Here is a 12,333-nt window from a genome sequence, read left to right on the forward strand (position 1 = left end):
CGCTCCAGTCCATAAGCCGCTAAACGGGCGCTTGCGCCTTTTGTTCTGTAGATTAGCCGAATTACCCCCTGTCCATAATCCAATGAAAAGGACAATCAGTGCAACCGTTTGCCTGAATATTCTTCCTGTCGGAGATAATATTAATTTTATATAAACTAGCATTAATAGAAGAATAGGCTGAATAACTCTTAATGTTATAGGATTTTTTGAACTTGAAATCTATGCAATTAGCAACTTTTCAGGTTTGACAAATGCAACCGTTTGCCCTACTATTTGCTTATATGATATGCTGTAATTTTTTTATGTGATGGAGGGGCCATAATGCAAATCAAACGGTTATTTGATATCAATCCATGGAAAATAACGACAACTAATTTGAATAAAGATGACAAAAGACTTCAGGAGAGTATTACAAGTATCGGAAATGGTTACATGGGAATGCGCGGTATGTTTGAAGAGATTTATTCTGGTGATAATCATCAAGGCATTTATCTAGGTGGCGTTTGGTTCCCAGATAAAACCCGGGTTGGCTGGTGGAAAAATGGCTATCCCCAATATTTTGGTAAGGTGATCAATACCGTTAATTTTATCAGCATGAACATCGCTATTGATGATCAGGTAGTGGATTTATACACGGAAGAAACCGTACAAGATTTTACTTTAGATTTAGATATGAGAAAGGGGATCCTTGAACGATCCTTTACAATCGAAAGAAATCATAAAAAGGTCCGCTTCACATTTGAACGCTTTGTTAGTTTGGCAACTAAAGAACTTTGTGCGATTCGCATGACTGTCACTAATTTAGGCGAAGAAGCGAAAATTACCGTTACCTCCTCACTTGATGGAAATGTAAAAAATGAAGACTCCAATTATGGGGAACAATTTTGGGAACTTGTTCAACAATCGGCTGGAGAAACTGGTGGCTTTCTAATGGTACGGACAATTGAAAATCCATTCGAAGTCCCACGCTTTACTGTGGGATTCGAAATGAACCATCTATTTTCTCAATTTCAAGCCGTCCATTCTGATAAAGCAGAAATGAAAGTAAGTAATCACTTTGAAGTTAATCTTGGAAAAAACGAAACAGCACAATTAGAAAAGAGAGTGGTTGTTACTACTTCTCGTGACTATCCAACAGAAGCTGAGATTATGGATTCTGCGAACCAAATCACCACTAAGGTAAAGGAAAAGTCATTTGAGGAACTAAAAAATGAACAGGCTCACGTTTGGGAAGAGCGCTGGCATCAAGCAGACGTAGAAATTTACGGGGATGCTGCGGCACAACAAGGAATTCGCTTTAATTTATTCCAGCTGTTCTCAACTTACTACGGGGAAGATAGCCGCTTAAATATTGGTCCAAAAGGATTTACAGGGGAAAAATACGGTGGTGCCACCTATTGGGATACGGAAGCGTATGCTGTCCCATTATATCTCGCTTTGGCAGATCCTTCTGTAACAAAAAATCTATTGCTTTATCGAAGGAATCAGCTGCAAGAGGCAAAGCATAACGCTCGTCAACAAGGATTGCAGGGTGCTCTTTATCCTATGGTTACCTTTACGGGTGTAGAATGCCATAATGAATGGGAAATTACCTTTGAAGAAATACATCGAAATGGCGCAATCGCCTATGCAATCTATAATTATACGAATTACACTGGTGATGATTACTATCTTAAAAATGAGGGAATTCACGTATTAGTGGAAATAAGCAGGTTCTGGGCTGATCGTGTTCATTATGCAAACTCAAAGAATGCTTATATGATTCATGGTGTAACAGGTCCAAATGAATACGAAAACAACGTAAATAATAACTGGTACACCAATAAAATGGCCGTTTGGACATTACAATACACATTACAATCACTTAATTTAGTTTCAGAAGAAAAGAAACAAGAATTACATGTAACGGAAGCTGAGCTTAACAAGTGGAATGATATCGTTGAAAAAATGTACTTCCCATATGACACTGATAGAGAAGTGTTTGTCCAGCACGATACCTTTTTAGATAAAGATATTCGTCCGGTTTCTTCTTTGCCAGCTGAGGATTTACCATTAAACCAAAATTGGTCATGGGATAAAATCCTGCGTTCACCTTTTATCAAGCAAGCTGATGTTTTGCAAGGGATCTATTTCTTTGGTAATGAATTCTCATTGGAAGAGAAACAGAGAAACTTTGATTTTTACGAGCCATTAACAGTGCATGAATCCAGCCTTTCCCCTTGTGTTCATGCGATATTGGCGGCCGAGCTTCGCAATGAACACAAGGCTGTTGAAATGTATGAACGGTCGTCACGATTAGATTTAGATAACTATAATAATGATACGGAAGACGGGTTGCATATTACGTCAATGACAGGAAGCTGGTTAGCTATTGTTCAAGGCTTCGCCGGTATGCGGACATTTGACGGACAGTTATCCTTTGCACCGTTTATCCCTGAAAAATGGGATGGATACTCTTTCCATATTAGCTATCGCGGCCGGTTAATTTATGTAGAGGCAGCAAAGAACACTGTTAGGTTAACATTGAAACAGGGAGATTCGATTGACCTTAATTTGTATGAGGAAAAAATCACCCTAAGTTCGACCTATTCGAAAAATATATAAGGAGGAACAAAGGTTGAAGGCGGTTATTTTTGATTTGGATGGCGTGATTACAGATACTGCTAGTTATCATTTTAAAGCGTGGAAACAACTAGCGGCTTCTTTAGAGATTGAGATGGATGAACAATTTAATGAACAGCTAAAAGGCATCAGCCGAATTGAATCCTTAGAAAAAATTCTTGCTAAGGGAAAGAAGTTGGACCAATATACAGAACAGGAAATCCATCAATTAGCGCAACAAAAGAATGAAGTTTATAAAGAATTAATTAATGGATTAACAAGCGCGGATATTTTACCAGGTATCCTCCCATTTTTGCAGGAATTAAAGGAAAATTCAATCAAAATAGCCATAGCATCAGCAAGTAAAAATGCACCTTTTATTCTCGAAAAGCTGGAAATAAATCAGTACTTTGATACAATTGTTGATCCTGATTCCCTTAAAAAAGGAAAGCCTGCACCAGACATTTTTTTAAAGGGGGCGGAACAATTATTTGTTCATTCTAGTGATTGTGTCGGAATAGAAGATGCCCCAGCCGGTGTGGATTCCATTAACGCTGCATCGATGGTTTCAATCGGAGTTGGCTCAAGTGACCAGCTTCGAAAGGCAGACGTAGTTTTATCATCAACAGAAAAATTAACGTATGAAATAGTGAATCAAGCGTGGAAGGACCATTGTAACAAAAGTTAATAAACATGATTGGGATAGTCTCTGTCCCCTTGTCATAACAACCTTATGGCTTATCCTTTTGGGTAAGCCATTTTTATGGCTGATGAAGAAGGAAGTGTAAAAAACCGTGCATAAAAGTATCTTTTAGAACGAGATAATCATCCCGTCTTTTCCTGCATAGGTTCCCATTGTTGCACCCATATAATTTATAATGATGTCCTTTGGATGGAATTTTTGGATAATTGCCTGTTTCATTGCTTCAACATCTTCTTTATTTCCAGTATGTGTAATTCCAAATGTTATACTAGAAAAGTCAGTTTTTCTTTCTTGAATGACTTCGAGCACTCTCTTTTGGAACCTCTTTTTCCCACGTATTTTTTCAAAAATTTCTACTTTACCTCCTTCGACCCTGTCTAAAATTACCTTGATATTTAGAATTTTTGCCAACGAGCCTTGAAATTTACTAAGTCGGCCGCCTTTGACAATATTCTCTAATGTATTTAAAAGGACAAGGATATTCATATTTTCTCTATAATCTGTAAGGTCAGCTACAATTTCATCCGCTGTATGCCCCTGTCTTGCAAGATCAGCCGCACGGATAATTTGGAGTCCATGGCCCAATGAACCAGCCAGAGTATCAAATACTGTAACATTTGCATTGGATAGTTCCTTGCCAATACAAGCTGATTGATATGTACCACTTAGTCCGGATGAGATGGTAAGACAAAGTAATTCGGTGTCTGTATCAAATTTGGAAAAAGCTTCAGCAAAAGAGGCAGGCGAGGGCTGCGAGGTCTTAGGAAGAACCTCTGTAGAAAACATTTTCGTGAAGAATTCCTGTGGTGTAAGGTCAATTTTTTCCAAATAATCGTGTTTATCAATGGTTATAGTCAATGGCACTAACGTAATTTCATAGCGCTCTATTAATTCTTTTGGCAAATCTGCTGAACTATCTGAAATAATTTTAATCATTTAGCACTCCACCTTTAGTATCTTTGAATAAATATTCTTATCTTAATTATAACAGTTCGCATTGTTTTTATATTAAATAAAGCCTAGTGAGGACGATCATTCATCGTTGTTATTATGCAGAAAGTGGTACAACAAATAAAAGAACTCAGCCTTTAGTATAAGTCCTACTTTTCAATTTTGGAAAAGTGGGACTTTTTCATTATAACCTTGTTCAAAAAAATAGTACCTTTCCCCTGGTTTTACTCATTCGACATGGTTTTACAAATTTTTCGAAAATTCGATTATATGATAAGGGATGGTGATAACAGCCAATAAAATCATGCATTAAGGGGGAAATCAAATGAGGAAAAAAATCTTGTCCATCGGTTTATGCTCTGTCCTTTCGCTTTCAATAGCAGTAGGAGTAGATACTTGGACAGTTAGGGCAGAAAGTAAGCAACATTACGCAAACACAACAGCATTGAAGTCGAACGGGAAAGTAAAGGTTCAGGAGTGGAAAGGGATTCCTTTAAATGGGCTGATCCCGGAAACAGCGTCAGACGCAACAAACATTGTACTTGAAAATGGAATGACCAAACCAATCTATTCTACCGACGAAGCAGTCATTGAAAACTTGTTCGTCGAGACAGAGATTGACAGCGACAGAGACGGTAAACGTGACCGGGTTTCCATTAAAGTATACCGTCCGAAAACGGAGCCTGGAATAAAAGTGCCTGTCATCTATGAAATGAGTCCCTATCGCTCGGGAATTCTGGATGTTCCTGTCTTTAATGTCGATGTGGATTTAATTCCGGCAAAGCACCCAGGTAACGGGAATGGACGTGGCGGAAAACCATTTGCGATAGCGGAAGGGCAAGCAGCCAATCTTGGATCGCTAGGAAATTACTATGTTCCCCGTGGATATGGTGTTATTCTTGCGGAGAGTATTGGGACAGGCAAATCAGATGGGTGTCCGACCACGGGCGACGAACGAGAAATTCTTGGTACCAAAGCGGTCATTGATTGGTTGAACGGCCGTGCAAAGGCGGTTACGGAGGAAGGTAAAGAAGTTTCTGCTGATTGGTCAACAGGGAATGTTGGAATGACGGGCACTTCCTACAATGGGACATTACCAAATGCGGTTGCCGCTACAGGTGTGGATGGACTGAAGACGATTATTCCGGTCGCCGCAATCAGCAGCTGGTACGACTATTATCGTGCCAACGGAGCGGTTATTGCCCCTGGAGGCTATCAAGGTGAGGACACAGATAATATGGCTGAAGCCGTGTTAACGCGAAAGACTCCTCAAGTATGTAAGGATGTCATTGCAGAGTTAAAAGCTGCGCAAGACCGAGATACTGGTGACTATAGCGATTTCTGGGCAGACCGTGATTATACAAAGGATGCCGAAAAGGTAAAGGCCAGTGTTCTTATTGTTCATGGGCTTAATGATTGGAACGTCAAGACAAAACAATTCGCACAGTGGTGGGAAGCATTAGGTGATAACAATGTTCCTCGAAGATTGTGGCTCCATCAGGGCGGTCATGCAAGCCCATCAGGAAATAACTGGCCGCAATTACAAAATAGATGGTTTGACTATTATCTGTACGGGATTGAAAATGGGGTAATGAATGAACCTGCCGTCGATATTCAGCGTGAGGACAAAACATGGAGCAAGGAAGCAAACTGGCCTGCACCGGGAACGGTATCGACAAAGCTTCATCTTACGGGCACAGGTAATGATTTAGGGGCATTACATCTAAAGCCTGTTCCTAATCAACCGCATAATACACAAACAATCATTGATGACCCTATGAAAAAAGCAAATACATTGATAGCTAATCCAGAATTAGATTCTTCAAACCGATTAGCTTATGTAACGCCGGATTTATCTAGTGAAGTACGGTTAAGTGGGACACCTAAATTAAGTTTACGGGCAAGCATTGACCGACCTGTTGCTAACTTAACAGCACTGCTTGTGGATTACAGCGGTTCAAATCCTGTCATTGTGTCCCGTGGCTGGGTTGATCCGCAGAATCTTCATTCAGCCAATCGTTCCGAATCCCTTGTTCCGGGTAGAGACTACACCTTCGAATGGGAGATGCAGCCTAAAGATTATGTATTTAAGGCGGGGCACCGGATTGGCGTTGTTCTCATCGCCAGTGATTACGACTATACAATTCGTCCAAAAGCCGGTACAAAAATTACTGTCACACCAACGAGAAGTGAAATTACATTGCCGATTGTTGACGGCCGAAACGCCTTTAATCAATAACCACTCAAAAAAGAAGGGTTAGTCTTTCTGGCTAGCCCTTCTTTTTACATTGTTATTTTTTCCAAAAGAAGGAGGAAGTATGAATGAAGATAAAGCTCGGTTGGTGATAAGGCTTGAATTGTTGTTTGAGTGTGGTACCATTTAACATTATAGGGAAATGGAGGGGTAAAACATGACAAGAACAACTTATAATGCAAAGGGGACTAAAGCATTAGGGCCGTATTCTCATGCAGTAGATGCGGGGGAATTAGTTTATTTATCAGGTCAAACACCGAAAAGTTCAGACTCTGAAGAAATAGTAACTGGTGGTGTTGGGGCGCAAACACAGCAATGTTTTGTTAATTTATTTGCCGTATTAGAGGAAGCAAACCTAACAGCGGATGATGTGGTCAAAGTCAATGTATATCTTACAGATATGAAAAACTTTTCTGCCATGAATGAAGTTTATGAAAGGCAATTTTCTAAACCCTATCCAGCACGGACCACGGTTGCAGTCCTAGCACTACCGCTTGGTGCAGAAGTAGAAATTGAAATGATTGCGAAAAGACCGTAGCAAGAATGTTGGAATCCATGAAAATTTTCTTTATAATATTTTTTTATTAAGCTCAGTCTTCGGACTGGGCTTTTGTTTTTAGGAAGAAAACCTTTCGGCAAAATTCGGGTGGTGCTTGCCACCGAAGGCATCTGTAATAAAAATTTTGGGTTTCTGGCAGTGACAACTGCCTTTGTATAAACTTTACCAATTCAGTCTAAATTAGAATGGAATCTATTCTATTATAGGGGGCTGTCATGAATATTGCAGATGTTTTAATCATCATCGGATTTGCCTTTTTTGCCCTTGTTATCTTAGTCGTTCTTATTTTTCTTGCCTATTTGTTTATGTTTGACCGAAATCAGAAGAGGCACTCGATTTTAAGGAATTATCCTGCATTAGGCCGGTTTCGTTACTTTTTTGAAAAGGTGGGCCCTGAATTTCGGCAATATTGGTTCAACAGTGATACGGAAGGGAAGCCGTTTTCTAGAGATGAATATGAACATATTGTAAAAGGCGCTAAATATATGCGTGATGTTGTCGCATTTGGTTCAAAACGTGATTTTGATGAAGAAGGTTTCTTTGTCCGAAATGATATGTTTCCAAAATTAACGGAAGAAATCAAAATGGATAATGAAACAATGGTTAAAACAAAAAGATACCTATTATTGAAGGATCCGCTTTTTTCACAAAGAGAGGAACAGTGGGAGGATGAGGAATCACCTGCTTATTTACTGCAAGATGACGATGCCGTTGTGATTGGTCCGAATACGAAACAACCTTTCGTTCTGCATGGTCTAATCGGCATGTCTGCGATGAGTTATGGGGCCCTTGGGAAAAAAGCTGTTACCGCATTGTCCAAAGGATTAGCGTTAGCAAAAGGGACTTGGATGAATACGGGGGAAGGCGGTTTATCTCCATACCATTTAGAAGGCGGGGTTGATATCATCATGCAGATTGGCCCAGCCCTGTTTGGCATCCGTGATAAAAATGGTGAAGTGGATTGGGATGAGCTCAAAAGGAAAAGTGAGATTCCGCAAATAAAGGCATTTGAACTGAAACTGTCCCAAGGTGCCAAAACGCGCGGCGGCCATATTGACGGCGAAAAGGTCACACCGGAAATTGCCGAAATTCGTAAAGTGGAACCATTTAAATCTGTCGATAGTCCGAATCGGTTTCACCAGTTTGGCGATGTTCCCTCGATGTGTGAGTTTATCGAAAAAATCCGCAATCATACGGGAAAACCGGTTGGGATGAAGATGGTGGTCGGTGGTAATGATAGTGTAGAAGATTTGGCCAAATATATGAAAGAAACAGGAAAAGGACCCGACTTTATAACGGTTGATGGGGGTGAAGGGGGAACGGGAGCATCCTATCAAGAACTGATTGATAGTGTCGGTTTACCGATTAAATCGGCTCTTCCTATTTTGGTTTCCACACTGCAAAAATATGGGGTCCGGGATCGCGTGAAAATCATTGCTTCAGGTAAACTGTTCACCCCTGACCGGATTGCTATTGCTCTTGCTATGGGGGCGGATCTAGTCAATATTGCCCGCGGATTCATGATTACGGTAGGATGTATTCAAACATTGAAATGTAATTCCAATGCCTGTCCGGTAGGGGTAACAACAACGGATCCTGAACTGCAAAAGGCCCTCGTTATTGACGAAAAGAAATACCGTGTGGTGAATTACCTTGTTACGTTAAGAAAAGGACTGTTTCGAATATCTGCGGCAGCTGGTTTAGATTCACCTGTTCATTTCCGGCCGAAACATATTAGTTACAAAGATGATAAGGGTGTCGTAGTCTCGCTCGAAAGAATCCTTAATGATATTCAACAGCATATAGGTGCAGGGTGAAAAGCGACTGAACCCTAAAAAGCATATGAACGACCTTTTGGGGAATGTTTCAGCAGTCTGAACAAGTGGCGGCTGTTTGTCGGTTGGAGCGAAAAATGAAGACACCAACAAAAAAGTAAGCGAAAATATATGGTTTTGCAAAAGGATTATGGCTATACTTGGTATCAATCTTATTAACAAACCAAGTTAGGAGAGTAAGGGATTGCAAAAACTACAACAAATTTCCAAGCGCATCTTATACCTACCACCGTTTCAAGAAACAGATCGGCCTATTCTAGCAGCAATCGTTGGAGAAGAGAAAACACTATTAATTGATGCTGGAAACTCTTCAAGGCATGCCAAATTATTTTTAGATCAACTAGAAAAACGTAAGATTAAAGGCGACTGGCTCGTCCTCACGCATTGGCACTGGGATCATATTTTTGGAACGAGTGAATTTCCAGTTCCGATTATTTCTCATAGCAAGACACGTGACAAAATCAAAGAATTACAGAAGTTGTCCTGGGAAGATAGGGACATAGATCTACGTGTCGATGAAGGAACAGAAATTCCATTTTGTGCAGATGCAATGAAAAAAGAGCTGGGAAATCAGCGGAATATTCTTCTTTCTGATCCCGATATTGCGTTTGAAACCCGAATGGAAATAAATTTAGGCGAATTGAATTGTGTGATCGAACATGTGGGTGGCGACCATTCAGATGACTCTAGCATCATTTATATTCGTGAGGAAAAATGTCTTTTTATTGGGGATTGTCTCTATGCAAATCTCTACTCAGAAAAATGGAATTATACCATTGAAAATATGCTTCAGCTGATTTCTCAAATTGAAAAATACGATGCGGAAGTTTTCATCCTATCCCATCACGAGGCTCCGTTAACCAAAGCGGAATTCAGGTCCTTTATCCAGCTTCTAAAAAAGACTGCTTTTCTAACAAAAAAGTATGAGGGAGACGAAGAAGCCATTTTCGGAGAAATGTCTGCGGATTTGCATAGGGGATTAAACGAATTGGAGATTGAAACGATTGGCTATTTTATAAATGGCTTTTCATGAAGTTTGATGGCATGCCCGCGGAAAGCCAAGCACCTGGAGCGGAAATCAACAGACAAGTTTAACACTGCCAAAAAATTTAAAATAAGCGATTAATTATCGCTTATTTTTTTATGCCGCTAAACACGGTTATCTAACTCCTAACCTACATAAAATTGAATTTTCATGAAATTATTCATACAATTAGTCTAATTATTAAAATAATTTTTCATAACAGCTTTTGGCAGGAGTGACACTATGTTAGTAATTAATCAAAAGGAAGTACGAGAAATGTTGCCAATGGCCTCATGTATCAGGCTAATGGAGGAGGTTTTAACGGATTTGGATGAGGGCGCGGCGGTGCACCATTTAAGGTCTGTTGTGCCCATCCAAAATCAAAATGTCCTGGGTCTCATGCCGGGATTCTTGAAGAAAGAAGAAGTAGTTGGTACAAAGGTGATTACGATCTATCCAGAAAATCAGCAAAACGGACTGCCTTCGCATCAGGGCGTTGTTTTACTTAATGAATCTAAGAATGGCAGTTTAAAAGCTGTAATCGATGGGACAGAAATCACGGCGATTCGAACCGCGGCGGTCAGTGCCGTTGCTACCAATCTTTTAGCCAGAAAAGATTCCAAGATACTTAGTTTGCTAGGTTCGGGTGAACAAGCAAGAACTCATTTAGAAGCGATTGCTTTGGTACGGCCAATCACCGAAGTGAAGGTATGGAGCCGAAATATAGACAAGGCAATCCTTTTTGAAAATGAGATGGAACAAAAATATGCAATCCCGATTGAAGTTTGTCAAACAGTGGAAAGTGCCGTGGAAGGGGCTGATATTATCTGCACCCTAACAGCTTCGACCGTGCCGATTTTAAAAGGGGAATGGGTGAAGGAGGGCGCCCATATAAATGCCGTGGGTGCTTGTCGGGCAACAGATCGAGAATTAGACTCCGAGCTTGTTAAAGGATCTTTATTATATGTAGATCGAGTGGAATCCGCTATAAATGAAGCCGGTGATTATCTGGTTCCTTTAAAGGAAGGGATGATTGAGCCAACCCATATTATTGGTGAAATTGGCGAAATCCTGACTCAGAAAATACCTGGACGCCGTTCAGATGCGGACATTACCATTTTTGAATCACTAGGATTAGCGATTGAAGACATGAAGGCAGCCAATTTTATTTTTCAAGAGGCAGCCAGGTTGAAAAAAGGTACAGATATCTCGATGGGAGGTGGCAGCGATGAGTCATTATAATGAAGGGTTATTTCCATTTAATTTAACAAAAGCAGAAGAAGAAAGAGCGAGAGTACTTCATGAAGACAGCATCATCATTGACCTTTTATTCCAAGGCCCATTGTCTCCCCGGGTCATTCCAGAGAATGTTTCTAGTAAATTGAAGGAGCTTTGTGATCCCTATAAGGATGATCCGATAGTCTATAGCGGCATGCCAAGCAAACTCCTTCGGCAAATGGTTGCAAGGGGCGAGCTAGCTGCTTTCAAGGAGGAATGGTATCAATCTGGAATTACGGCGGGTAATAGAGAACTAGAATTAACCAGCCCGGAGAGTATCATCATTAGTATGGCTGAGGTCCAGCAGCAATTCGATTCTGTTGACTGGTTAGTGAAAGCGTTAACGGCAGACGATATTCGCAACGCGAAAAGTCAGCATCTTAAAGCTGGGATTATCACAGCCCAGAACACTGTCGGATTAGGAGAAAATCTCGAGCTGCTCGAGGCATTAAATGCGTTTGGGCTCCGCGTTCTACAATTAACCTATAATCAACAAGATTATGTCGGTTCTGGATGTGCGGTCAATCCCGATAAAGGAATAACAGACTTTGGGATTCAATTGATTGAAAGGCTAAACAAGTATGGAATTGTCGTTGATACCGGACATTGCGGGAAACAAACGACATTGGATGCCTGTAAGTATTCTAAAGCCCCCGTTATTGCTTCCCATACAGGGGTCAAAGCTATTTTCAACCATATGCGCTGTAAAAGTGATGAGGAAATACAAGCGATTGCGGCGACTGGCGGTGTGATTGGTGTCTTTGCGATGCCATGGTTTATTCACGAGGATCCGAACGATACAACAATCAATCATGTGCTCAATCATATCGACTATAATATTAATCTAGTCGGAATCGACCACGTGGGGATTGGCACAGATTGGCCGATGAGTGACGTTACTTGGTCATTGGTCTATTTTAAAGAACAGATTGCCCCCCGATTAGGCTTCGCAAAAGGGAATGGTCCATCGACGGAAACCATTATTGGTCTAGAAAAATATAGTTATTTTATTAATTTTACAAGAGGGCTGATGGCAAGAGGCTATTCAGATGAAGATATTCGGAAAGTGATTGGGGGCAATTGGCTAAGGGTGTTTGAAGCTGTCTGGAAGTAAGAGAGGAGAGGAGA

At 40.6% G+C, this 12,333-nt stretch carries 9 protein-coding genes; 8 read left to right on the top strand and 1 reads right to left on the bottom strand.

Annotated elements, in window-relative coordinates; translation table 11 throughout:
- The first annotated feature begins 321 nt into the window (after nt 1-321).
- Nucleotides 322-2,604: a glycoside hydrolase family 65 protein gene (locus BSO02S_RS15225; protein WP_096190916.1), complete on the top strand. Its 2,283-nt coding sequence runs from the start codon at nt 322-324 to the stop codon at nt 2,602-2,604.
- A gap of 13 nt (nt 2,605-2,617) precedes the next feature.
- On the top strand, nt 2,618-3,289 hold the full coding sequence (gene pgmB / locus BSO02S_RS15230; protein WP_066068956.1) for a beta-phosphoglucomutase: 672 nt from the start codon (nt 2,618-2,620) through the stop codon (nt 3,287-3,289).
- Nucleotides 3,290-3,412: 123 nt separating this feature from the next.
- On the opposite strand, the gene BSO02S_RS15235 is transcribed toward pgmB, so the two are convergent.
- The gene (locus BSO02S_RS15235; RefSeq protein ID WP_066068962.1) at nt 3,413-4,240 is read right to left on the bottom strand and encodes a DegV family protein; all 828 of its coding nucleotides are present in this window, start codon (nt 4,238-4,240) and stop codon (nt 3,413-3,415) included.
- A gap of 340 nt (nt 4,241-4,580) precedes the next feature.
- Between BSO02S_RS15235 and BSO02S_RS15240 the strand changes: the two genes are divergently transcribed.
- From BSO02S_RS15240 to BSO02S_RS15265, 6 genes are all read left to right on the top strand, one after another.
- A complete protein-coding gene (locus BSO02S_RS15240) occupies nt 4,581-6,494 on the top strand; it encodes a Xaa-Pro dipeptidyl-peptidase (RefSeq protein WP_066068964.1) in 1,914 nt (637 codons plus the stop codon).
- Nucleotides 6,495-6,666: 172 nt separating this feature from the next.
- Nucleotides 6,667-7,047: a RidA family protein gene (locus BSO02S_RS15245; protein ID WP_066068966.1), complete on the top strand. Its 381-nt coding sequence runs from the start codon at nt 6,667-6,669 to the stop codon at nt 7,045-7,047.
- 236 nt (nt 7,048-7,283) lie between these two features.
- Entirely contained in the window at nt 7,284-8,885 is a 1,602-nt protein-coding gene (locus BSO02S_RS15250) for an FMN-binding glutamate synthase family protein (RefSeq protein ID WP_066068971.1), read from the top strand.
- A 202-nt stretch (nt 8,886-9,087) separates the two neighbouring features.
- Complete coding sequence (locus tag BSO02S_RS15255; protein WP_066068976.1) at nt 9,088-9,936, top strand: MBL fold metallo-hydrolase; 849 nt, start codon at nt 9,088-9,090, stop codon at nt 9,934-9,936.
- Nucleotides 9,937-10,170: 234 nt separating this feature from the next.
- Nucleotides 10,171-11,169, top strand: a complete 999-nt coding sequence (locus BSO02S_RS15260; protein WP_066068978.1) for an ornithine cyclodeaminase family protein — start codon at nt 10,171-10,173, stop codon at nt 11,167-11,169.
- The gene (locus BSO02S_RS15265; protein WP_066068981.1) at nt 11,156-12,319 is read left to right on the top strand and encodes a dipeptidase; all 1,164 of its coding nucleotides are present in this window, start codon (nt 11,156-11,158) and stop codon (nt 12,317-12,319) included. The genes BSO02S_RS15260 and BSO02S_RS15265 overlap by 14 nt, the downstream gene beginning before the upstream one ends.
- Nucleotides 12,320-12,333: the final 14 nt, after the last annotated feature.

It is taken from the genome of Neobacillus soli NBRC 102451 (assembly GCF_001591665.1).
In the GTDB taxonomy this organism is placed as follows: Bacteria; Bacillota; Bacilli; order Bacillales; family Cytobacillaceae; genus Neobacillus; species Neobacillus soli.

Excerpts from the sequence above, each read along its gene's own strand:
- BSO02S_RS15265 (WP_066068981.1), top strand. The coding sequence starts at position 11,156 with ATGAGTCATTATAATGAAGGGTTATTTCCATTTAATTTAACAAAAGCA.
- BSO02S_RS15225 (WP_096190916.1), top strand. The coding sequence starts at position 322 with ATGCAAATCAAACGGTTATTTGATATCAATCCATGGAAAATAACGACA.
- BSO02S_RS15235 (WP_066068962.1), bottom strand. The coding sequence starts at position 4,240 with ATGATTAAAATTATTTCAGATAGTTCAGCAGATTTGCCAAAAGAATTA.
- BSO02S_RS15250 (WP_066068971.1), top strand. The coding sequence starts at position 7,284 with ATGAATATTGCAGATGTTTTAATCATCATCGGATTTGCCTTTTTTGCC.
- BSO02S_RS15245 (WP_066068966.1), top strand. The coding sequence starts at position 6,667 with ATGACAAGAACAACTTATAATGCAAAGGGGACTAAAGCATTAGGGCCG.
- BSO02S_RS15240 (WP_066068964.1), top strand. The coding sequence starts at position 4,581 with ATGAGGAAAAAAATCTTGTCCATCGGTTTATGCTCTGTCCTTTCGCTT.
- BSO02S_RS15260 (WP_066068978.1), top strand. The coding sequence starts at position 10,171 with ATGTTAGTAATTAATCAAAAGGAAGTACGAGAAATGTTGCCAATGGCC.